The organism is Succinispira mobilis DSM 6222, assembly GCF_000384135.1.
GTDB lineage: Bacteria > Bacillota > Negativicutes > Acidaminococcales > Succinispiraceae > Succinispira > Succinispira mobilis.
This window is the reverse complement of sequence record NZ_KB913028.1, coordinates 1286579-1310075: the sequence shown is the minus strand read 5'-3', so window position 1 is coordinate 1310075 and position 23497 is coordinate 1286579. Positions and strand designations below refer to the sequence as shown.

Annotated in this window: 23 protein-coding genes and 1 other annotated feature; of the genes, 20 read left to right on the top strand and 3 right to left on the bottom strand. The window is 34.1% G+C overall.

Annotated features, from left to right (window positions below; translation table 11 throughout):
• Nucleotides 1-41 precede the first annotated feature (41 nt).
• Nucleotides 42-154, top strand: a sequence feature (ribosomal protein L20 leader region).
• Between the two features lie 29 nt (nt 155-183).
• The 3 genes from infC to rplT are packed head-to-tail and all read left to right on the top strand — an operon-like array spanning nt 184 to nt 1278.
• Entirely contained in the window at nt 184-687 is a 504-nt protein-coding gene (infC, locus tag SUCMO_RS0106245; protein WP_019879740.1) for a translation initiation factor IF-3, read from the top strand.
• Nucleotides 688-701: 14 nt separating this feature from the next.
• Nucleotides 702-899, top strand: coding sequence for a 50S ribosomal protein L35 (gene rpmI, locus SUCMO_RS0106240; protein WP_019879738.1), 198 nt, complete (start codon nt 702-704; stop codon nt 897-899).
• Nucleotides 900-924: 25 nt separating this feature from the next.
• Nucleotides 925-1278: a 50S ribosomal protein L20 gene (gene rplT, locus SUCMO_RS0106235; RefSeq protein WP_019879736.1), complete on the top strand. Its 354-nt coding sequence runs from the start codon at nt 925-927 to the stop codon at nt 1276-1278.
• Nucleotides 1279-1505: 227 nt separating this feature from the next.
• On the opposite strand, the gene SUCMO_RS0106230 is transcribed toward rplT, so the two are convergent.
• The gene (locus SUCMO_RS0106230; RefSeq protein ID WP_019879735.1) at nt 1506-2198 is read right to left on the bottom strand and encodes a helix-turn-helix transcriptional regulator; all 693 of its coding nucleotides are present in this window, start codon (nt 2196-2198) and stop codon (nt 1506-1508) included.
• Between the two features lie 230 nt (nt 2199-2428).
• Between SUCMO_RS0106230 and dcuC the strand changes: the two genes are divergently transcribed.
• Genes dcuC through SUCMO_RS0106210 form a run of 4 tightly spaced genes read left to right on the top strand, consistent with a single transcriptional unit; the run spans nt 2429 to nt 6026 of the window.
• The gene (gene dcuC / locus SUCMO_RS0106225; RefSeq protein WP_019879734.1) at nt 2429-3793 is read left to right on the top strand and encodes a C4-dicarboxylate transporter DcuC; all 1365 of its coding nucleotides are present in this window, start codon (nt 2429-2431) and stop codon (nt 3791-3793) included.
• A 42-nt stretch (nt 3794-3835) separates the two neighbouring features.
• Nucleotides 3836-4435 carry a DUF1847 domain-containing protein gene (locus tag SUCMO_RS0106220; RefSeq protein ID WP_019879733.1) on the top strand — a complete coding sequence of 200 codons (600 nt, stop codon included), beginning with the start codon at nt 3836-3838 and terminating at the stop codon, nt 4433-4435.
• A gap of 24 nt (nt 4436-4459) precedes the next feature.
• Nucleotides 4460-5632 (top strand): MalY/PatB family protein, encoded by a 1173-nt coding sequence (locus SUCMO_RS0106215; RefSeq protein WP_019879732.1) that lies wholly within the window; start codon nt 4460-4462, stop codon nt 5630-5632.
• 19 nt (nt 5633-5651) lie between these two features.
• Nucleotides 5652-6026 (top strand): RidA family protein, encoded by a 375-nt coding sequence (locus SUCMO_RS0106210; protein ID WP_019879731.1) that lies wholly within the window; start codon nt 5652-5654, stop codon nt 6024-6026.
• A gap of 74 nt (nt 6027-6100) precedes the next feature.
• Here SUCMO_RS0106210 and SUCMO_RS10465 read toward each other — a convergent pair whose 3' ends face one another.
• Together SUCMO_RS10465 and lexA are read right to left on the bottom strand one after the other, a co-directional pair.
• Nucleotides 6101-6463 carry a hypothetical protein gene (locus tag SUCMO_RS10465; protein ID WP_019879730.1) on the bottom strand — a complete coding sequence of 121 codons (363 nt, stop codon included), beginning with the start codon at nt 6461-6463 and terminating at the stop codon, nt 6101-6103.
• Nucleotides 6464-6544: 81 nt separating this feature from the next.
• Entirely contained in the window at nt 6545-7204 is a 660-nt protein-coding gene (lexA, locus tag SUCMO_RS0106200; RefSeq protein WP_019879728.1) for a transcriptional repressor LexA, read from the bottom strand.
• Nucleotides 7205-7390: 186 nt separating this feature from the next.
• Here lexA and zapA point away from each other — a divergent pair, with 186 nt between their 5' ends.
• The 13 genes from zapA (at nt 7391) to SUCMO_RS10455 (ending at nt 23479) form a co-directional block, all read left to right on the top strand.
• Nucleotides 7391-7645 (top strand): cell division protein ZapA, encoded by a 255-nt coding sequence (gene zapA / locus SUCMO_RS0106195; RefSeq protein ID WP_019879726.1) that lies wholly within the window; start codon nt 7391-7393, stop codon nt 7643-7645.
• Between the two features lie 19 nt (nt 7646-7664).
• Nucleotides 7665-10115, top strand: coding sequence for a U32 family peptidase (locus tag SUCMO_RS0106190; protein WP_019879725.1), 2451 nt, complete (start codon nt 7665-7667; stop codon nt 10113-10115).
• Nucleotides 10115-12472 carry an endonuclease MutS2 gene (locus tag SUCMO_RS0106185; protein ID WP_019879723.1) on the top strand — a complete coding sequence of 786 codons (2358 nt, stop codon included), beginning with the start codon at nt 10115-10117 and terminating at the stop codon, nt 12470-12472. The genes SUCMO_RS0106190 and SUCMO_RS0106185 overlap by 1 nt, the downstream gene beginning before the upstream one ends.
• Before the next feature lie 107 nt (nt 12473-12579).
• Complete coding sequence (gene rsmH / locus SUCMO_RS0106180) at nt 12580-13509, top strand: 16S rRNA (cytosine(1402)-N(4))-methyltransferase RsmH (RefSeq protein ID WP_019879722.1); 930 nt, start codon at nt 12580-12582, stop codon at nt 13507-13509.
• A gap of 24 nt (nt 13510-13533) precedes the next feature.
• Nucleotides 13534-13938 (top strand): septum formation initiator family protein, encoded by a 405-nt coding sequence (locus SUCMO_RS0106175; protein WP_019879721.1) that lies wholly within the window; start codon nt 13534-13536, stop codon nt 13936-13938.
• 86 nt (nt 13939-14024) lie between these two features.
• On the top strand, nt 14025-15503 hold the full coding sequence (locus tag SUCMO_RS0106170; protein ID WP_019879720.1) for a UDP-N-acetylmuramoyl-L-alanyl-D-glutamate--2,6-diaminopimelate ligase: 1479 nt from the start codon (nt 14025-14027) through the stop codon (nt 15501-15503).
• Entirely contained in the window at nt 15490-16851 is a 1362-nt protein-coding gene (locus SUCMO_RS10460; RefSeq protein WP_019879719.1) for a UDP-N-acetylmuramoyl-tripeptide--D-alanyl-D-alanine ligase, read from the top strand. Before SUCMO_RS0106170 ends, SUCMO_RS10460 begins: the two co-directional genes overlap by 14 nt.
• A gap of 13 nt (nt 16852-16864) precedes the next feature.
• Nucleotides 16865-17821 carry a phospho-N-acetylmuramoyl-pentapeptide-transferase gene (mraY, locus tag SUCMO_RS0106160; protein ID WP_019879718.1) on the top strand — a complete coding sequence of 319 codons (957 nt, stop codon included), beginning with the start codon at nt 16865-16867 and terminating at the stop codon, nt 17819-17821.
• Between the two features lie 70 nt (nt 17822-17891).
• Nucleotides 17892-19256, top strand: coding sequence for a UDP-N-acetylmuramoyl-L-alanine--D-glutamate ligase (gene murD, locus SUCMO_RS0106155; RefSeq protein WP_019879717.1), 1365 nt, complete (start codon nt 17892-17894; stop codon nt 19254-19256).
• A 17-nt stretch (nt 19257-19273) separates the two neighbouring features.
• A complete protein-coding gene (gene murG / locus SUCMO_RS0106150) occupies nt 19274-20377 on the top strand; it encodes an undecaprenyldiphospho-muramoylpentapeptide beta-N-acetylglucosaminyltransferase (RefSeq protein ID WP_019879716.1) in 1104 nt (367 codons plus the stop codon).
• A gap of 16 nt (nt 20378-20393) precedes the next feature.
• Nucleotides 20394-21785, top strand: coding sequence for a UDP-N-acetylmuramate--L-alanine ligase (murC, locus tag SUCMO_RS0106145; RefSeq protein ID WP_019879715.1), 1392 nt, complete (start codon nt 20394-20396; stop codon nt 21783-21785).
• Entirely contained in the window at nt 21782-22708 is a 927-nt protein-coding gene (locus SUCMO_RS0106140) for a D-alanine--D-alanine ligase family protein (protein ID WP_019879714.1), read from the top strand. The genes murC and SUCMO_RS0106140 overlap by 4 nt, the downstream gene beginning before the upstream one ends.
• A 24-nt stretch (nt 22709-22732) precedes the next feature.
• A complete protein-coding gene (locus SUCMO_RS10455) occupies nt 22733-23479 on the top strand; it encodes a cell division protein FtsQ/DivIB (RefSeq protein ID WP_019879713.1) in 747 nt (248 codons plus the stop codon).
• Nucleotides 23480-23497: the final 18 nt, after the last annotated feature.

Sequence of the window (23497 nt, the reverse complement as noted above, 5' to 3'; positions counted from 1 at the left end):
TATTGACAAGACAAATTACATGGGTTATACTATCAGAGTAAATAATAAAGTAGAAGTTACGCTTCTCACCTAACTATTAAGTAGTTTGGGTTAATACATCAATTGTGGTTGTATTAAGCGGGTGAAGTGTTTTCACCCGCTTTTATATATTTTAGGAGGTGATTTCTTATTAGCAAGGAAGATTTGCGTATTAATGAGGAAATTCGTGCTCGTGAGGTTCGGGTCAATACAGATGACGGTGAACAATTAGGAGTAATGAATGTCAAAGATGCTTTGAAGTTAGCACAAGAGAAACAATTAGATTTGGTAGAAATAGTACCAAATGCCAAACCACCAGTTTGTAAAATTATGGACTATGGTAAGTATCGCTATGAACAACAAAAGAGAGATAAAGAAACTCGTAAAAAACAAAAAACCTTTAGTATTAAAGAAGTTAAGTTAAGACCGAATATTGAGGAACATGACTTTGAAGTTAAAGCCAAAGGTGCGATACGCTTTTTGGAAGATGGTGACAAGGTTAAGTTTACAATTATGTTTAGAGGTCGTGAGTTATCTCACCCTGAGTTGGGCGCAAAATTGTTGACAGCTATGGCAACAAAACTCAAAGATATTGCAAATGTTGAACGAGAGGCAAAACTTGAGGGCAAAAACATGATTATGATTTTAGCACCAAAAGTTAATAAATAAAAGGAGGAACAGTCATGCCAAAAATTAAAACACGCAGAAGCGCTGCTAAACGCTTTAAAGTTACTGGAGCTGGTAACTTCAAACGTGCAAAAGCTTTCAAACAACATATTTTAGAAAAAAAATCACCAGCTCGTAAAAGAGGGTTGCGTAAAGCTGCACTTGTAAGCAAATCAGACTTAGATCGCGTAACAAAAATGTTACCGTACGCATAATTAATTTTCTTAAGGAGGATATAACATGGCAAGAGTTAAAAAAGGTGTTACTGCACATAGACGTCATAAAAAAATATTAAAATTAGCACGTGGTTACCGTGGTAGCAAAAGCAAGTTATTTAAAAAAGCTAATGAAACGGTAATGAAAGCATTATACTATGCACGTCGTGACCGTAGAGCGAAAAAAGGTGAATTCCGTAGATTATGGATCACTCGTATTAATGCAGCTGCGCGTATGAATGGTGTAAGTTATAGCCGTTTGATGAGTGGTTTACGTGTAGCAGGAATTGCTATTGACCGTAAAGTGTTATCTGACATGGCAATACATGATATGCCTGCATTTGCAAAATTAGCAGAGATTGCTAAATCTGCGAAATAAATTCCAGGGTTTCAACTGAAATTTTAAATAAATAAAAAGTGTAGTGTCCCCGAAAGTTAGACCTAAAATCTAACGAGTGAGGGGCACTACACTTTTTTGACTTTCACTATGGTAAAACATCTTATGATGAATTTGGACATCAATTAGAGGAAGAATTTAATACAGATAAGTTGAAAAGACTGTTTGAAATTAAGCAAAAAATTTCAACAGTCTTTTGATTCTTTCTATTATTCTTTAATTTTTTGCAAATATCGATAGATAGTTGTTTCAGAAACTTTCATACGTTGTGCTAATTCAGGTAATCCGCCTTTTAAAAGAAATAGACCATGATCATTAAGTTTTTTGACAACATCCATTTTTTCTTTAAGCGACATTCGCTCAGGAGAAACTGGAAATTCCGCTAGCACTTTATCAATAATAGCTTGCAGAACATCGTCAATAGTAGCATGTAAGTTTTCAAATACTTCTACCGTAGCCTCTAAAGCACTAAGTTGTGTATCGTTATTGATGCTATTTGTAATGGAAGGATTTTCGCTAGCGGTAAAATTGCTTATAAAATTATCCAAGTACTGACGTGTATCAAGGAGTTTTGTTGCATCCATATTTATACAGAGAACTCCTTCAATTTGGCCTTTTTCGTTTTTTATAAAATAACTAGAAGATCTAGTCAAATTATCATTTTTTAAGCGACCTTTGTAATTTGCTATATAATTTTTGTCGTTAGAAAGGCCCTCTTTTAAAATTTTTAAGGCTAAGTCTGTGACCGATCCACCTACTTCGCGACCACTTATATGATTATTTCCAATAGCAATAATCGAATTGTTTGGATTGCTTACATCATGTAAAACTATTTCAAAATTTGGGCCTAGGGCTTTGGCTAAGAAATCTACTAGGGGAATATACTTTTCTATCTCGCGCATATTAACCTCCTGAAATTGTATTAATGCAGTGAAAAACAAAAATTTAATATATGGCATAAATATAATAACATATGTCTATAATTTCTAAAAGTCCTAGAGATAAAAAATTATCATGGTGAAAAAAAACTATTGACAAATTCCTGAAGAATTTAGTAAACTTAGCACAAGCTGAAAGTTTTTTATTAGAGAGATAAAAAAACTGCAGAAATTTACTTAGAGGGGGCAAATTAATGTTAGGATTAATTATCGCAGGTTTGGTAGTAGTTTGGGTGGCCTATATGATTATAAAAAAATATTATCCGCAAACGATATTAGTTGTCGCAAGTGTAGTTTTGTTGATTGCTGCGACTATTATTGGTGTTAAAGGTGGAATTTTACCGGCAAAACAGGCTACTGGCTCAGGTGTTTTGGATATTTTTCATGTATTTAAAGTTATTAGTAGTTCGCGTGTGGCAGGTTTGGGGTTGACAATTATGTCAATCGCGGGTTTTGCCAGTTACATGGATTATGTGGGCGCCAGTAAAGCTTTATTTGCGATAGTGGGCACACCGTTAAAAAAGATAAAATCACCTTATGTTTTATTGGTTTTAGCTTTTTTGGTAACACAATTTTTAGTTTTATTTATTCCCAGTCACGCAGGGTTAGGTTTGTTGTTAATGGTTACTATGTATCCTATTTTAATTCGCTCAGGGGTAAGTAAAATGTCTGCAGTAGGTGTTATTGCTTGTTGTCAGTTTATAGATGTCGGTCCAGGCTCAGGCAATGCAATTTTAGCTGCGAATACTTCAGGGTTAGAACCAGCTGTATATTTTGTTAAGCATCAATTACCGGTATATTTGCCAATAACTTTAGCTGTAGCTATTACCCATTATTTTGTCCAACAATGGTGGGATAAAAAAGAGGGTTTTGTACCAGGCTCAGAAAATCCAGAAATCGTAGTTGGCTCGGAAGAAAAATGTCCACCATTAGTTTATGCTGTATTGCCTATTTTACCAATGGTATTTATTTTAGGTTTTAGTCCAATATTTAAAAGCAGTGTAAAAATGGATGTTGTCACGGCGATGTTTTTAAGTACAATCATTAGTATGATTTTTGAAGGGGTTAGAACTTTAAATTTAAAGGAAGTATTTACTTCATTGAAGTATTTTTATGAAGGTATGGGTAAAAATTTTGCCGCGGTAATTTCTTTGATTATTGCAGGTGAGATGTTTGCAATGGGATTACTGAAAATAGGCGCCGTAGATACTTTGATTCAAAGTGCACAAAATGCAGGGTTGGGCGCTAAACCAATGATTTTGGTAGTATGTTTTGTAATTGCTTTAAGTGCCTTTTTAATGGGTTCAGGTAATGCCGCGTTCTTCTCTTTTGCCGCTTTAGCACCGAAGATAGCCACATACTTAAAAATTGATGTTATTACGCTTATTTTACCAATGCAGATTATGACCAGTTTCGGTCGGGTGGTTTCGCCAATTACAGCGGCTATTATTGGGATTGCAGGTATTGCTGGTGTGTCGCCAGTGCAGGTAGTTAAGCGTACGGCCATTCCAATGCTAGTTGCAGCGATAGTTAATTCTTTGTTTGTAATTATGGGCTAAGCGGTATAAACTAAAGTTAAAAAAATAAAGGAGTGATAGGGATTGAAATGTGCAAAATGTTCGCATTCGCGTTGTTATACTCAAGGACAAAATTGTACGAAGATAACAGCAGCAGAAGTAGAAAAAGCCTATTCAGATGATAATTTAAATTTGAAAATCATGCAAGCTGCAGCTTGCACTGAAGGGAGATTTTATAATAATTTAACTCGCTTAGAAGAAAGTGTGGAATTTGTTAAAATATTAGGGGCTAAAAAAATTGGCTTGGCTTTTTGTATAGGCTTAAAACAAGAAGCAGGTCTGATTCAAGATTATTTAGCCAAATTTTTTGAAGTTGAAAGTGTGTGTTGTAAAATTTGTGGAGTGCCTAAATCTCAGTTGGCGTTAGAGCAGATTAACAAGGACAGCAGAGAAACAATGTGCAATCCATTGATGCAAGCAGAAGTACTTAATAAAGCAGCCACAGAGTTTAACTTCACCGTAGGTTTATGTGTAGGGCACGATATGCTATTTAGTAAAGGCAGCAACGTACCGGTTTCTTGTTTAGTAGCTAAGGATCGTGTTTTAGCGCATAATCCTTTAGGGGTAGTATATTCCAGATACTGGCGTAGAAAATTAGGTATTAATCCCGAAGGGCAAGTATAAGAAAAAGTATGGGAGGGAATTAATTTGAAAAAACATAATTTTGATGAAATTGTCAACCGCAGAAATACTGAGTGTAAAAAGTGGGATACACACCCAACTGATGTAATTCCAATGTGGATTGCAGATACAGATTTTAAATGTCCACAAGAAATAATTGCAGCAATGCAAAAACGAGTTGAGCATGGAATTTTTGGTTATCCAGTTAATGCCAATAATTTTAACGAAGCGATAGTAAATTGGCAAAAGAAGCGCTTTGGTTGGGAAATCAGCGCCGATATGGTCGAGTATACACCGGCAGTTGTTACGGCAATAATTTTTGCTTTGCGTGCTTTTAGTTGTCCTGGTGATCGAGTTGTAGTTCAAATGCCAGCTTATCATCCTTTTCATGCAATTATTCCAGACAATGGACGATATATAGCGGCTAATCAATTGATTCAAGATGAAAATGGTGAATATCAAATTGATTGGTTAGACTTAGAAAACAAATTGAGTCATCCTCGTACAAAAATTTTCTTATTATGTCATCCCCACAACCCTGTAGGAAAAGTTTTTAGCTTAGCAGAGTTAGAAAAGATAGCAATACTTTGTGCTAAATACAGTGTTTTAGTTGTTTCTGATGAAATACATTCTGATATTGTTTATGCAGGTAATAAACACATTCCGTTTGGTAAAGTTAGTTCTCTAGCCGCTGAAAACTGCATAGTTTGTGTTAATCCTAGTAAAACATTTAATATTGCCGGTATGCGTTCTGGAGCAGTTGTTATTCCTAATAAACTAATCCATAGAAGATTTTATGCAGCTGTTGAAGATAATAAAGCTTATGGTCGAACGATATTTGGAACTTTGCCAATAGAAGTTGCCTATAATGAATGTGATTATTATGCCGACCAACTATTAGATTATTTAACGGATAATCTTAATTATTTGCGAAAATATTTGCAAGATAATATTCCACAGATTAAGGTGTATAATCATCAAGCAACTTATTTAGTTTGGCTAGATTGTAAAGCCTTAGCTATGCCACCTAAACAACTAAATGACTTCTTTTTGAAAGAAGCAAAGGTCGCAATGAATGAAGGTTCGACATTTGGATCAGGTGGAGAAGGGTTTATGCGTATGAATATTGCTTGTCCACGGACTACTTTAGAAGCTGCTCTAGAGAGAATCGCTGCAGCTGTAGATAAATTAAATTTATAAATTAAGAAAGAGTGATGAAATGAAAAAAATAGTTAATACAGCAAAAGCCCCAGCCGCTATTGGCCCTTATTCTCAAGCAACAGAGCTTGAAAAGTTGATATTTGTTTCTGGGCAATTACCAATCGAAATGTCAACGGGGGAGTTAGCGAATAGTATTGAAACGCAAACTAAAGCTTCGCTTGAAAATATTAAGGCTATTTTGACGGAAAATGGCTCAAGCTTAGATAAAGTGCTTAAAACTACCGTATTTCTGCAAAATATGGATGATTTTATAGCGATGAATTCTGTATATAGCGAGTATTTTTCAACTAATCCTCCAGCGAGAAGTACTGTAGAAGTTGCTAGATTACCTAAAAATGCTTTAGTGGAAATTGAATGTATTGCTTATAAATAAAAAATAACAGGTGCTGTCTCAAAATTAAATTTTGAGACAGCACCTGTTTATTTGGCAATAAATACAGGCAGTATTTATTGTATCGGTGTCGGATTTTGTAAATTCTTATCACTAAAGAAAAATGCTGGACTTGGATAAAAAAATTGACAACTATGAGGAACAGTACTATCTGTGGCAAAACGGTTAAGTAGTGCAACAGAAACACTTTCTTCAAAATGAATCAAATTGTTTTGGTCGATATCAGCATCTTCAACGACTACTAACAAAAAAGGCGGAACTTCAGGCGCGTTTTCAGGCACCTCTTCGCGAGACAAAGGTAATTGAGGTACAACCTTTAAAAGAGCTTTAGTTTCATTTTGCTCATTAATAACAGTACAACGATAAGTATTATGATAGAGGGTTTTTGCGACATTAATAGTTACTTTTTCTTTTTCCATGAAATAAAATACATCCTTTCTAACTTAGTAAAATACCAATACATTATATCATTTTTTCATAATTTGTGGTAGAACATAATATTATAGATTTCGAAAAACAGAGATAACTTTTCCAAGAATGGTTATTTGCGTACCTTCGATTGGTTGGTAGGCATCATTTTCAGGGTAGAGAATAATCTTTTTGGAGTTTTTGTAAAAACGCTTAACAGTCGCTTCCTCATTGTTGATTAGGGCTACGACTATTTCTCCATTGTTAGCCATGGTTTGTTTGCGCACTACAATAATATCGCCATCAAAAATTCCTGCATTGATCATGCTGTCACCGATAACTGTCAACATAAATAAGTCCTGGTGATTTTTTCCAGACAAGAGATTTGCTGGAAAGGCATACACTTCTTCGATATTTTCATTTGCTAAAATTGGTAAACCGGCAGTGACTTGACCAACTAAGGGAATTGTTATAGTATTTGTTGAGAAATTTGTATATTCAGGGTTTATTTCCAAAGCTCGTGGTTTAGTTTGATCACGACTTATGAATCCTGCTTTTTCCAATGAAGACATATGCGCATGGATACTAGCACTAGAAGTTAGTCCTAAACGTTGGCCTGCTTCCCTTACGGTAGGCGGATAACCACGTTCTTTGATAAATTCTCGAATTACTTGCAGAACTTGTTTTTGCCTAGGTGTTAATTTTGTATTTTCGATGTCTGGATCAATAGTTATATTTATTTTAATGGCCATATTATCCACCTTCCACGACAACTCAAAGAGCAATTGTCAGAGTTTTATTGTGCTTTTATTATAGCATAATAACTATAAAATAAAAACACTTGTTCGTGCTAAGGAAGGTTTTTTAATTAGCATATAGTAAAAAAAAGCTTTTACTGCTAAAATAAGTAGTAAGGCAAAATACGAGGAGTGATGGACATGAGCGTGAAGGTAAGTGTAGAGTTGTTATCTGAAACTTATAATATAAAAACAGAGCTAGCGGAGTCGGAATTATTAGCAATGCGGGATTTATTAAATAGTAAAATGGCGATAATACAAGAAAAGCAACCAGGTTTGAATTACAAAACGATTGCCGTGCTAAGTGCTTTAGAAATTGCGAATGATTATCTGGCGTTAAAGAAAGAATATGATAACTTAACGCAATTGTTAAAGGAAGAAAAATTATTATTTTAGTTAGGAGAAAAAACAATTTATGAATAAAGTGGAATTATTGGCTCCAGCAGGGAGTTTTGAAGCACTGCAGGCAGCAATTAATGCTGGGGCAGATGCTATATATTTAGGTGGTAGCAGCTTTGGAGCAAGGCAGTATGCTAGCAATTTTGATAATGAAGAACTAATAAGAGCCGTTGACCTAGCACACCTATATAGAATTAAGATATACGTTACAGTGAATACTTTAATTGATAATAAAGAACTAACACCATTAGTAGAATACTTACAGTTTTTAGAAATGATTGGCGTTGATGCAATCATTGTCCAAGATATTGGAGTAATTGAACTTGCTAAAAAAGTAGCACCGAATTTACATTTACATGCTAGTACACAAATGAGTATTATGAATTCGTCAGGAGTTGAATTTGCCGAAAAATTAGGAATTAAGCGAGTTGTTTTAGCGCGCGAATGTAGCTTGGTAGAACTAGAAGAGATTCGAAGCTTAACAAGCTTAGAATTAGAGGTGTTCGTACATGGGGCGTTATGTGTATGTTACTCTGGACAATGCCTCATGAGTAGTTTAATAGGTGGCAGAAGCGGTAATCGTGGAAGATGTGCGCAACCATGTCGACTGCAATATAAGTTGATTGATGATCAGGATCAAGAATTATTATCCTCTGAAGATGGTCAGTATTTGCTTAGCCCTAAAGATCTTAATACTATAGAAATAATCCCTGAATTAATTCGTGCAGGAGTAACGTCTTTTAAAATAGAAGGGAGAATGAAGCGACCAGAATATGTCGCAATAGTTGTAGAGGCATATCGAAGAGCAATCGATAGCTTTTATGAAAATAATTTTCAAGTTCCCGAAGCTGATAAGCGAAATTTAACTCAAATTTTCAATCGTGATTTTACTACGGCATATTTAAAAGAACGTCCAGGTAAAACAATGATAAGTGATAAAAGACCTAATAATCGTGGTGTCCAAATTGGCAGAGTTCTCAGATATGAGCGAGCCTCTAATTTAGTAACTATAAAATTGGAAGAAGATATTCAAGTTGGCGATGGGATTGAGTTTTGGGTTACAGTAGGTGGTCGTGTGGGCATGAATATTGCCTACTTAGAAGTAAATGGCGAAGAGGTAACAGAAGCTTTTAAAGGTCAGGAAGCGACTTTTATTATCCCGGCTGCAGTGCGTGATAGCGACAGGGTTTTTAGAACTTTTGATAGCAAACTTATGAAAATCGCGGGTAGATTTTATGGTGAAAGTAGTATGAAAAAAATACCTGTAACTGCGTTTGTAGAAGCTAAAGTGGGAGAACCGCTTAAAATAACATTTTTTGATAAAGAAGGAAATAGTGGAACTGCAATAAGTGATTTTCTTGGTCAAGTTGCACAAAAACGTCCGCTAACAAATGAAACAGTTGAAAAGCAATTAATCCGGCTAGGAAATACGGCTTTTACTTTGGAACAATGGGAACTGCAAGCAGATGACAATGTAATGTTTCCCATCAGTGAGATCAATGATACAAGACGGAGAGCAAGTGAAGAGCTTTACGTTAAAAGAATAAGTTCTTATCCAGAAAATAAAATTGGAAAATCACAAGAATACAAATTGCCAGCACCTAAACAACGGTTAGCAATTGATAGTAAAGTAGTAGTTCATGTTGATAGTTTGGATAAAGCTAAATTTGCAATTTTGCAAGCCGCGGATGTTGTGATTTTAGGTGGAGAAAATTTTAATCACCGCGAAATACGTATTGAAGACTGTGAAAGCTTTGTGCGTATTGCAAAAAAAGCAGGTGTCAAGGCTGTTTTAGGTACACCAAGAATTGTCAAAGAGTTTAATTTAGCCTATGCGCAAGATCGCTTGCGAAAAATGTCTAAATTAAAACCGGATGCGCTTTTAATTGGCAATTTGAGTTTGATTGCTGAAGCCGAAAAATATAAAATTCCATTGTGGCTTGATTTCGGCTTTAATACATATAATTCATTAACTATTGAATACTGGGAAAATCGAGGTTTAGAAACGATATTATTGTCTCCAGAATTGACTTTAGTGCAGATTCAAGAATTAGCGAGCAGGACCAAGATAAAGCTTGAATGTTTAGTTCAAGGCCGTACTGAAATGATGGTTTCGGAATACTGTATAGCTGGTAGTTTTATGGGGAGAATTCATGAAAAAGACTGCTATGGAGCTTGTAGCAAACCTATGTTTTTGTTAGATAGAATGGATGAAAAACTGCCTGTAGTTACAGATCAGTTTTGCAGAATGCACATTCTTAATGCTAAAGAATTAAGTGTTTTAGGTTATAGTCAGCAAATCCAAGAGTTAGGTATTAACTATTTGCGTATTGATGCAAGGTATATGAATTTTGATGAAATAAAAAAGCATGTAAAAGAATATAAATTGGCTTTGGTAGATAAGCAACCTATGCCAGAAACAAACAATAAATATACTAAAGGCCATTATTTTAGAGGTGTTTTATAGTGATAACACAAACAGCTTTAAGGGTTCTGGGTTACGATAAGATTTGCCAAAAACTTGCCGCATTTACGTTGACGAGTTTAGGGAAAAAACTTGCAGTAAACTTGCAACCCTGCTTCAATTTGAGTGAAATTAATAATTTGCTAAAAGAGACCAGCGAAGCACAAGAGTTTCTTTTATTAGAAAAAGATTTACCAATAAGTGCTTTTAGAGATATTACAGAAGTTTTGTTGCGTTCTAAAATTGGGGCGATGTTAGATGCAACAGAATTATTAGAGGTCTATAATACTTTGATAGCAACAAGTAGGGTCAAACTCTATCTGAATAATGCGGAAGTAAATTCAATTTTATTAAGAGCTTTGGCGGAGCAATTAACTGTTTTGCCTGCTTTGGAAAAACTGATTACTAAGAGTATTAATGATTCTGGACTATTAAAAGATGAGGCTAGCCCTGTTTTATCTAGTACTAGAAACAAAATAAATATTTTTAAAAATCGTGTTAAAGAACGACTTGAAGGGATTTTGCGCTCTAGTGAATATCAAAAATATTTTCAAGAGCAAATTGTTACTATTAGGGCAGATCGTTATGTTATTCCTGTAAAGCAAGAGTATCGTCAATTTTTTCCAGGCATAATACACGATCAGTCCTCTAGTGGAGCTACTGTTTTTATTGAACCAATGGCTATTGTAAACTTAAATAATGACATAAAAAAGCTATTGCTTGATGAAAAACAGGAAGTGGAGAGAATTTTAACTGCTATTTCACAAGTAGTTGCCCAAGAAAGTATAAGTTTACAGACGAATTTAGAGGTTTTAGCAAAAATAGATTTAATTTTTGCTAAAGCGAAACTAGCTATAAAATTAGCGGCTAATTGCCCGGAAATTGGCGAAGATACTACTATTAATATAGTAAAAGGGCGACATCCATTGATTGATCCCCAGATGGTTGTTCCGCTCGATATAAAACTTGATAAAAATGTAAAAACATTACTAATAACAGGTCCAAATACCGGTGGCAAAACAGTTAGTATAAAACTTGTAGGATTGTTTGCTGTAATGGGACAGTCGGGAATGTTTATCCCCGCTGAGCGATACTCGAGCTTGCCTTACTATAGCCAAATCTTTGTCGATATTGGTGATGAACAGAGTATTGAACAAAGTTTAAGCACTTTCTCGGCTCATATGACTAATATTATTAGAATTTTAGCGACTGTTAATGAGCATAGTCTAGTACTTTTAGATGAGCTATGTGCGGGAACAGACCCATCTGAAGGTGCTGCTTTAGCAAAGGCTATTTTAGTTTATTTACAAAAAAAAGCTGCGCACACTTTAGTTAGCACTCATTATAATGAGTTGAAAATTATGGCACTTAATAATAACGAAATGCTAAATGCAAGTGTAGAATTTGATAAACAGTCGTTAAGGCCGACTTATAAATTAATTTTAGGTGTAGCAGGTAGTAGTAATGCTTTTTATATAAGCGAGAAATTAGGCTTAGAATCAGAATTAATTTCTAAAGCGCGTTCTTTCTTAAATGCTGAGCAAGTAAAATTTACTGAGATATTGCAAGGATTAGAAGACGAAAAAGCTAGTTTGCAACTTGCTAATCAAGAAATTAAAGAAACGCAAGAAAACATTAGACGTTTGGAAAACAAACTTCTAGCAGATAAGCAAACTTTAAAAGAACGTGAAGACAATTTACTGGGAAAAGCAAGGCGTGAGGCAGAACAAATTAAAAGAAAAGCAAAGCTTGAAGTAGAAGAAATTATTAAAAAAATAAAATCATTGGAAAAGGAGAGTAATAAACAAAATAAAGACACTGTTATCAAAGAAGCAAGAGCCAGCTTAGTTAATGAATGGGTTATTGAACCGCATAAGGATGCTACAGGCGAGAGTCTAAATCCTAAAAATGCTAAAGTTAATTTACCAGTTTTTGTAAATACACTGGGACAAAAAGGAATTATTTTGGCTATAAAGGGCGATGAAGTGCAAATTCAAGCCGGCATTTTAAAAATGCATGTAAAAATGACTGATTGTCAGTTGGTCCGTCAAAGTAAACTTGAAGAGCCGCTCCCAAAAACAAGAAAAGTATCAGAAAAGAATTTACAAAAACTAAAAAATTTCAAAACAGAAATTGATTTGCGGGGCTTAAATGTTCAAGAAGCAATTGGCGAATTAGAAAAATATCTTGATGATGCGTTGCTTGTAAATATTCACCAAGTTCGAATAATTCATGGAAAAGGTACGGGACAGCTGAAAAAAGGTATTGAAGAATATTTAAAAACTAATATGAACATAAAAGATTTCACGGAAGCTCCATTAAATGAGGGTGGTTCTGGAGCAACAATAGTAAGCTTATAAAAATTCTTTGCTTTTCTGCTAAAATAAGCTTATAATACTACTATATTATTAGTGATATTCTTGGTATAATTTTTTTAGGTTATATTTATTAACCGGCGAGGAGCGTAATGGATTTTAAACATATTAGTGTATTGTTAGACGAGAGCGTAAATGCTGTAGTTACAGATAAAAAAGGTATCTATGTGGATTGTACTTTAGGTGGTGCAGGCCATTTTATGGCTATCGGTAGTAAGTTGGATGCAGAGGGAATTATAATTGGTATAGATCAGGATTCTGCGGCTATTGAAAATGCTAGACGTGTTACGGTAAATTTAAAGTGTAAAGTTTACTTAGTACAAGATAACTTCAGTAATTTGGCTAAAGTGCTAAAATCTTTAAATATTGAAAATGTGACTGGTATAATTTTTGATTTGGGAGTTTCTTCTTATCAGCTAGATACTCCTGAACGAGGGTTTTCTTATATGCATGATGCACCTTTAGATATGAGAATGTCAGTTGAAAACTCTAGAAATGCTGGTTATATTGTTAACAATTATAGTCAAGAGCAACTAAGCAAGATTATATATCAATATGGAGAAGAGAGATGGGCAAAAAGAATAGCGGAATTTATTATTAAAGCACGAAATACTAAAAAAATTGAAACTACATATGATTTGGTGAATATTATTAAGCAAGCTATACCTAAAGGTGCTAGACAAGATGGACCACATCCAGCTAAAAGGACTTTTCAGGCTTTGCGAATTGAAGTTAATAATGAATTAGGTATTTTAGAAAACACTTTTAAAGTTGCAGTAGATGCTTTAAGACCTGGTGGGAAAATAGCGGTTATTACTTTTCACTCCTTAGAAGACCGGATAACTAAGCAGGTATTTGCGGAGTTGCAAAAAGGGTGCATTTGTCCTAAAAATTTTCCAGTTTGTATGTGTAATAATAGTGCAAAATTAAAAAAAGGACTTTCTCTCAAACCTTCAAAAGAGGAAATTGAAGAGAATCATCGTTCTAGAAGTGCTAGACTTCGAGTAGCTGAAAAATTATAAAACTTTATTGAGGGGGAAGGCATTGTGTTAGCAAAGAAATATGTTCAAACTGAATATAATACAACAAATTTAGCTAAAGCTTTGCCTGAACACAGTAATAAGGGCGATTTTTTAGTAAAAGACCAATTGCAAAGAAAACAAAAACAAGAAGCAACCCTTTTAGCAAAGCGGATTTTTCTTGTGGCTATAACTTTTGCTGTTTTCGCTTTCACTATGGTAGTTAGAAGTGGTAATTTAGCAATGTTGGGCATAGAACTGGTTAATTTGCGTCAGCAAGAAGCGGATTTGATTGCGCGAAATGATTTGTTGAAACTTGAAGTTAGTAAGTTAAACTCACCAGAAAGGATTAATAAAATAGCAATTAATTCTTTGGGTATGACGATTGCTAAACATAATTTATATATAACAAAAGAGAATAATAAAAACTAAAGAAGCGATTTTAAAAGTCAATTCTGGTGCTACTATAGCAGCCTTGGAAGGCTGCTCTTTCAATTTTAGAGAAAAAGAGGAATAGTATGAAAAAATTAAGTGAACTATTAAAAAAAGTTGATATTGAGATATCTCCGGAACAGGACATTGAAATACTAGATATTGTATATGATTCACGAGAAGTCAAACCAGGAAGCTTGTTTATTTGCTTAACAGGAGCAAATGTTGATGGACATGATTTTGTTGATAAAGCCGTTGCCAATGGAGCTGCGGCAATTTTAGTTGAAAAAAAATCAGCGGATTTTCAAAACTATATTTATCAAGTTCCAAACACTAGAGTGGCAATGCAAAAAATAGTTCCATATTTTTTTGACTATCCCGCACAAAAAATGAAGTTGATAGGTGTAACAGGTACTAATGGAAAAACAACAACCACTAACTTAATTGCACATATCTTATGTAAAGCTGGATATAAAGTTGGGTTAATAGGCACAATTGAGGTGCGCTATGCTAACCAGGTTATTATTAGCAAAAATACAACACCAGATGTAATAGATTTGCAGAGAATTTTATACAAAATGCAATTAGCAGGAATCGAATATGTAGTTATGGAAGTTTCTTCTCATGCCTTAGAATTAAATAGAGTAGCTGGTTGTTGTTTTGATATAGGAGTATTAACTAATATTACGCAAGACCATTTGGATTATCATAAGACTTTTGAGAATTATGTTCTGGCTAAAGCGATATTGTTTTCAAATCTTGAGCAAAAAGATAATACAGTTGCAATTTTCAATAATGATGACAGCAGTACAAAAATATTGCTTGAAAAATCAAGTGCTAGTTTTCAAAGAACCTATTCTTTACAATCGAATAGTGATATTTACCCAGTTGCCTATGAGTTGGGTATGGATTCAATGCATTTAAAATTGAATACTCCCCAAGGATTGCTGGAAACAAGCGTAGCTACAACCGGTCTTTTTAATGTATACAATGTAATGGCAGCTGTGGCTACAACTTTAAACTGTGGAGTTTCAATAGATGTAATCGTAATGGCTTTAAGAGAGTTTAAATCTGTAGCAGGACGCTTTGAGTTAGTTAAAGCAGGACAACCTTTTACTGTAGTAGTTGATTATGCACACACCCCAGATGGTCTTGAAAATGTTCTGAAAACTGCTAGAGATATTACCAAGGGACGATTAATTGTAGTTTTTGGTTGCGGTGGCAACCGTGATAAGACTAAAAGACCTAAAATGGCTGCTATTGCAGAAAAATTAGCTGATATAATTGTAATAACTTCGGATAATCCAAGAAAAGAAGACCCAGAACAAATTTTATTAGATGTTCAAGCAGGTTTAAAAAAGCCCAATTCAGGAAATTGTCACAAGATACTTGATAGAAGGCAAGCAATTGCAACGGCACTCAAACTAGCAAAAGCACGAGATATTGTTTTAATTGCAGGAAAAGGCCATGAGACATATCAAATTTTAAGAGATGAAACAATACACTTTGATGATTGTGAAGTAGCACGAGGAGTCTTAGAGGAGTTAGGTTATGTTAACAAATAAAGAAATATATACCGCTCTGGGGTTAGATTTTCCTAAAGAAATGGCGGAAGAAACCTTGGAAACTATTAGCACTGACAGCAGAAACGTTATGACGGGAGCTGCTTTTATAGCACTTAAAGGTGAGAATTTTGATGGACATGATTTTATTAGACCGGCTTTGGAAAAAGGGGCGAAATTAATAATTGCAGAAAATTGCCTTGGGGTAGAAAAATCGGATTATAAAAAAGTTATTTTGGTGCAAAATAGCTTAACCGCTTATCAAAGGTTAGCACAATATTATCGGCAAAAATTTTCTATACCAGTAGTTGCTATTACTGGTTCTAATGGTAAGACTTCCACCAAAGATATTTTGGCCTGTGCAATGCAAAATAGTTGGTTCGTTTTAAAAAATGAGGCCAATTTTAACAATGAAATAGGTGTCCCGAAAACAATTTTTGAAATTACATCAGAACACCAAGTTGCCATTGTTGAGATGGGGATGCGTGGTTTGGGGCAAATCGAGCAATTAGCAGAAATAGCCAAACCGACAGTTGCAATAATAACTACAATTGCACCTACACATATAGAACTGTTAGGCAGCATAGAAAATATTGCTAAAGCCAAAGCAGAAGTGTTTAAAGATTTCAGCGAAAACGATCTGGTTATTTTAAATTATGACAATGAATATACACGTAATATGAATCCAGCTTCGCCTAAGATTTATTTCGGTATGGATTCGGCCGCAGATATTTCTGCTTACAATATTATAGTGGACTCGCGAGAAACTAAGTTTATTTGTGTTGATAGAATCCGAGGCCAGGAGTATACAGTTAGGATTCCTTTATTAGGACGTCATAATGTACTTAACACACTAGCGGCATTAGCTGTAGCTAGTTTCTTTAAATTGGAATTATCAAAAGTATTAACTGGATTGGCTGAATGTGAATTAAGTTCTATGCGACAAAGTATTATAAAAAAAGATGATAATATTTTGGTTATTAATGATGCATATAATGCAAGCCCAGTTTCCATGCAAATGGCGCTCGAAACCCTACAAGTATTATCAAAGCAAGGGAGAAGTATTGCTATTCTTGGAGACATGCTAGAACTAGGTGAGTTCTCAGAAGAGTTGCATAAACAGGTTGGCGAATATTGCATAAACAATAATATAGACCTGGTGTATACCTATGGAAAAGCAGCTCAAGAAATAAGTAGAATGCTAATTGCTCAAGGTAGAGCTAGTAAGCACTTTTTTGATAAAATTAGTTTAGCAAACGAAGTTAAAGAAATTTTAAGAAAAAATGATGTTTTATTGTTTAAGGGCTCGCGAGGTATGAAAATGGAAGAGCTTATTGAAATGATTTTTTAAGAGTAAATGGAGTGTGGATATTTTGTTGTTTTTGCAAGCATTAGTATTAGCTATAGCATTAGTATTAGCGTTAGGACCCCAATTAATTCCCTTTTTACACAAACTAAAGTTTGGTCAAAGTATAAGAGAAGTAGGCCCGAGTACGCATTTAAAAAAGGCGGGAACCCCAACTATGGGTGGTATTTTGTTTGTGCCTGCAATTATGTTGCCAACTATATTTTTAACTAGCATAGATAAGAATGTTATTTTAGTAATGTTGCTTTTTTTAGGGCATTTTATTTTAGGTTTTCTGGATGATTATATTAAGGTAGTATTGAAAAGAAATTTAGGTTTAAAAGCAAAAGAAAAAATTTTAGGGCAATTGTTAATTGCAATGATATTTGGATACTTTGTTGATCAAAAGCCATTGTGGATTCCGCTTTTAAATTTATATTGGGACATGGGCGTACTATATTATCCCTTTGTTTTTTTGGTTATCATCGGTACCACTAATGCGGTGAATTTGACAGATGGATTAGACGGACTTTTAGCAGGAACAACTTTACCAGTAGCGCTAGCATATTTTATAATAGCTTATTCTTTAGTAGATACTAATTTGGCAATTATCGCTATAAGTTTATTAGGGGCATGTTTGGCATTTTTAAAATTCAATAGTTATCCGGCCAAAGTTTTTATGGGCGATACAGGATCCTTGGCTATAGGAGGAGTTATAGCTGGGCTAGCCTTAGTAACAAATACAACGTTACTGTTAATTATTTTAGGGGGGATATATGTTATTGAAGCTTTGTCGGTAATAGCTCAAGTTACTTCTTTCAAATTAACAGGACAACGTATTCTTAAAATGAGCCCTATTCATCATCATTTTGAGTTAATAGGTTGGCGTGAAATAAAGGTAGTAAGAGTTTTTGTTTTTTTAAATATATTTTTCGCTCTTTTGGGAGTCGCAATTTTTTGGATAAGCAGATGCTAATTATTGCTTGCTTACATGTTATATAGTATAATTTGATTTTGATAAGTATATAAAATTTGGAAGTGAGATAATGTTTAAGAAAAAAAGAATCTTAGTGTATGGAGCAGGAGTAAGCGGCTTAGGTGTAGCTGAAGTTCTTTTAGAACAAGGTGCATCCGTATATATTTATGACGCTAAGGAATGCATTCTGCCTGAAAAGCTTGTCTTAGCTATAAATGAGGCTAACGGCAAAATAATTTGGGGTGAAGGGTTTGAACATATAGCTGATAATATTGATGTTATGGTTCTTTCTCCAGGAATTGCTCAGGACAAACCTGAGGTTTTGTATGCTAAAAAAATCGGCAAACCAGTAGTTAGTGAAATAGAAATTGCAGCAATATTGAATCCAGGCAAATTGATTGCAATAACTGGTACAAATGGAAAAACAACTACCACAACTTTAGTTGGCGAAATGCTGAAAAGTTTACCAAATAAAATTGCTGTAGGCGGGAATATAGGTCAGGCTTTGTCTAAACAAGCACAAACTTTAACAGACGCTAGCGATATTTTAGTTGCAGAAATATCTAGTTTCCAACTAGAGAGTATTGATAAATTTAAACCTAATATTTGTGCAATTTTAAATATTACACCAGATCATCTGGATAGACATAAGACCTTGGAATGTTATATCAAAACCAAAGCTAGGATTTTTGAAAATCAACATGACGACGATTTTTTAATTTTAAATTATGAAGATGAGCAATTAAGACAATTAGGGGAAACCGCAGACAGTAATATTTATTATTTTAGTAGTGAGAGAGTTCTTGAAGTAGGAGCTTTTGTTAATGATGCGGGGCACTTGATTTTTAAAGATAGAGAAAGTACTGTAGATTTTGGTCATAAAGATAGCTTGCAAATATTTGGGAAACATAATATTGAAAACGTTCTAGCAGCTGTAATTATTGCCTATATATCAGGGGTAAAAGTAGAGGATATAAAAAACACATTACATAGTTTTAAAGGCGTAGAACATCGGATTGAATTTGTTGATTCTGTGAATGGCGTTGATTATTATAATGACTCCAAAGCAACTAATCCAGAGTCAACAATCAAAGCTTTAGAGGCTTTCAACCAAAAAGTTATTTTGTTAGCTGGTGGATATGATAAAAAAACGGACTTGGGATTAATGATGCAAATTGCTAAAGCTAAAACTAACCACTTATTTTTATTTGGCAATGCCAAGGAAAGATTTGCAGAAAATGCACTAAAATATGATGTTCAAAATATTACAATTGCTGCCAGCTTTGAAGATGCAGTAAATTTTGCAAGCAAAATTGCAACAAAAGGCGATATTGTTTTGTTATCGCCTGCTTGTTCTTCTTATGATCGCTTTAAAAATTATGAACAACGCGGACAATATTTTAAGGAGTTAGTAAGAAATTTACTTAAAAAATAAACGAGGTATTGATATCGATGAAAGTGATAATTTCTGGTGGTGGCACAGGAGGACATATATATCCTGCGGTAACAATAGCACAAAAAATATTGGAACTACAACCAGACACGGAAATACTTTTTGTAGGGACAAAAGAAGGATTAGAAAGTTCTATAGTACCGAAATTAGGCTATAATATTAAATATTTGCAGGTTGAGGGATTTTCAAGACAAATCGGGTTACAGTTATTAAAAAATATTTTTACGGCAATCAAGAGTTGTTTTCAGGCTTATCGCTATATTAAAGATTTTAGACCGGAATTAGTAATTGGAACTGGCGGATACGTTTGTGGCCCTGTGGTTTTAATTGCTAGTTTATGTGGTGTTAAAACATGCATACAAGAACAAAATGCAGTTGCGGGTGTTACCAATAAAATTTTAAGTAAATTTGTTGATAAAGTTTTTTTGGGATATAGTGAAGCTGCATTTAACTTAGGAAATGCTCAAAAAAATATTTTTACGGGAAATCCTATACGCCCCAGTATTTTGAAAGTAGATAAAAAAGATGCTTATAAATTTTTTGGTTTTTCTGATCAAGGGAAAACTCTCTTAATTTCAGGTGGGAGTAGAGGTTCTAAAAGTATCAATACTGCAATGGTAGATGTTTATAAAAATATTGATAAAATTGAAGGGGTACAAATTATCCACATAACTGGCAAATTGGACTATGAAAATGTACTAAATAGCGTCGCAGACTTACAATTAGATAAAACAAAGATAAAAATTTTACCATATTTACATGAGATGGATATGGCACTAAATATTGCAGATTTAGCAATTTCTCGTGCAGGAGCGATTGCAATTGCCGAGCTAACCGCATTAGGTGTTGCAAGTATTCTTGTACCTTACCCTTATGCCACGGCAAATCACCAGGAACTTAACGCTCAAGCAGTCGTTAAAGCTGGTGCAGGACTGATGGTTTTAGATTCTGAATTGGGAAAAGGGTTACTTTTAGATAAAATAATAGAACTAATTAATAATGATAAAAAATTAATAAATTTAGCAATGAAAGCAAAAAAACTTGGAAACCCCAATGCAGCTGAAGATATAGCTTTAGCCGCATTAAGAATTGCTAAAAAATAGGCTTGGAGGTAAGATTTTGTTTGAAAATATAAAAAATGTTCACTTTATTGGAATTGGTGGGGCTGGTATGAGCGGTTTAGCTCATGTTTTAAAAAAGATGGGCAAGTTTGTGTCAGGTTCTGACAATAAACGCACTGCTGTTACAGATAGATTGCTGTCAGAGGGCATACAAGTTTTTATAGGACATCAAAGTAGTAATTTAAAAGAAGTGGAGTTAGTTGTCGTGTCTACAGCTATCCACAAAGATAATGTTGAGTACAGTCATGCTTTAGAAAATAAAATAAAAGTTGTGCATCGCTCTGATATCATGGCCTATATTGTCAATTCTAGGCAAGGAATTGCTATAGCTGGTGCACATGGTAAAACTTCAACAACATCAATGATTTCTTATATTGCTAGCAGTGCTAAACAGGATCCGACCTATTTGATAGGTGGTGATGTAGCTTTACTAGCTGGTAATGCACACTATGGCAAGGGATGTTACGCAATTACTGAAGCTGACGAAAGTGATGGTTCTTTTTTGAAGTTGCAACCATATATAGCAGTTGTCACTAATATAGAAGATGATCATATGGATTTTTACAAAACAAAAGAGAATATCCAAAAAGCTTTTACTGAATTTTTAGACAACGTAAATGATGATGGTGTGGCAATTGTCTGTTTTGATAATAAGGTGGCAAGAGAAGTAGCTCAAAAGGCGAAGACTAAAATTATATCATATGCAATTGATTATCCAGCTGATTTTCAGGCTAAAGAAATAGTTTATAAACCGAATAGTACCAGTTATAAGTTATATATTCATAATAAGTATATTTGTGAAGTAGTCTTAAAAGTTCCTGGTCAACATAATATTTTAAATTCTTTAGCAGCAATAGCAGCAAGCCAAAATATGGACATTGAAATTGAAAGTATTTGTGAATCATTAGGATGTTTTACTGGAGCTAAACGCAGATTTGAGTTGAAATACAAAGATGAAAAATTGACTATTGTAGATGATTATGGACATCATCCGACAGAGATTAAAACAACTTTGCAGGCAGCTTTGCAAACTCAGCCACAAAGATTAGTATGTGTTTTTCAACCACATAGGTATACTAGAACACAATTGCTGTTTGATGATTTTGTTTGCGCATTTGAGGATTGTGATTTATTAGTTCTAACAGATATCTATTCGGCGGGTGAATCTGAAATTGCAGGTGTAAGTTCAGGTAAATTGGCAAAGGAAATTGCTGCAAAATTTGCTAAAAGAGTAGAATATATACCAAAAATTGAAGAAATTCCAGAGCGCTTGTACCATGAAACTTTACCAGGAGATTTAATTATTACCATGGGAGCGGGGAACATTTACACGGTGGCTGAAGAATTAGCGACTATGTATTCTGAGAGAAATGGAGAGGGTGCTTTATGAAACAAAAAAAAATAGCGGTAGTTTTAGGTGGACCATCTAAAGAACGTGAAGTTTCGCTAAAAACGGGAGAGGCTATATATCAGGCTTTGTTATCAAAAAACTACAATGTCGTAAAGCTCGATTTACAACCAGATAATTTTGCTAGTCAGTTACGTGAAAATCATATTGATGTAGTTTTTAATGCTGTTCATGGTTTATACGGAGAAGACGGAAGTATGCAAGGCTTGTTAGATATGTTAGGAATAAAGTACACTGGTTCAGGAGTTTTGGCAAGTGCTTTGGCCATGGATAAAATAATGTCAAAAAGAATTTTTATTGCTGAAAACATTTTAACACCAGAATTTTTAATTGTTAGGAAAAAAGATATTGATACTTCTTGTAAAGAAATTATGAAGAAGTTTTCTTTGCCTGTTGTTGTCAAACCACCTGCTCAAGGTTCTAGTATTGGTGTAGAAGTTGTGAAAACCGAACAAGAATTGAATGCAGCTCTTATTGGTGCATTTGGATATGCTGAAGAAGTTTTAATTGAAGAGTTTATTGAAGGTCGAGAAATAACAGTAGGTATAGCAGCGGTGGATGAAGATTTACAAGCATTGCCTATTGTTGAAATAGTACCTAATTCTGGAGTATATGATTATCATTCAAAATATACTGTGGGAGCAACAAAATATATTGTTCCTGCACAGATAGATTTAGAGCTTACAGTGCAAATTCAGAATATTGCCAAACACGCTTTTGCTGCGCTTGGATGCTCTGGAGTTGCTAGGGCTGATTTTATCTTGACAAAAGCAGGCAAGGCATATATTCTAGAGCTTAATACTACTCCAGGAATGACAGCTACTAGTTTGGTCCCTAAGGCCGCTAAAGCGATAGGTATAGAATTTACCGAACTTTGTGAGAAAATTTTATTATCCATAAAATAAAAAATCGCTTATTAGGAGGTATATATGCAATCCACCTCTCAAAAAGTGCGAAAAAGCAGACGCAATCATAAGTTTAAAATACTAGTAATATTGGCTTTAATTGCGCTGTTTTTTCTTTTTAGGTATATGGTTGCACAACCATTTATGTATTTTGGCAGTGTTGAAGTAATTAATGCTGTAAATTTAACCAAACAAGATGTTTTATTAATTGCTCGAATTAGAGAGCCCATTAATTTGTTTTTAAATAACAATGATGAGATAAAAAACAATTTAAAAGAAGATTTGCGTATTAAAGATGTTAAAGTTGAATATGCTTTTCCGCAGAAAGTAAAAATTACAATTCAAGAAAATAAACCAATTCTATGCTTACAAAGTAAGCATGCTTTTTATGAAGTTGATTCAAAGGGAGTTATCTTACGTGTTACTAGTAATGTAAAGAACCCCAACATTCCAATTATTACAGGGATTAAAATATCGGAATTATATGTCGGTGAGCAGATTAAGGTTGATTTAGTAGTAAATATAATTAAATTCATAAGTAGTTTAGACGAAGATGTATATAATAGCATTTCTGAAATCAACATGAATAATGAGATAGTTAGTATTTTAACTTTAAATAGAGTGAAAATAATTTTGGGAAAAGCTACGGATATTCCAGATAAAAGTGAAACTTTTAAGTTGGTTATGCAAGAAATTCAAGCGAAAAAAATGGCAATTGAATATATTGATTTAACCTACTCCAGACCTTTTATCAAATTAAAAGCAAAATAAGAAAAGCGTTAAAATAAA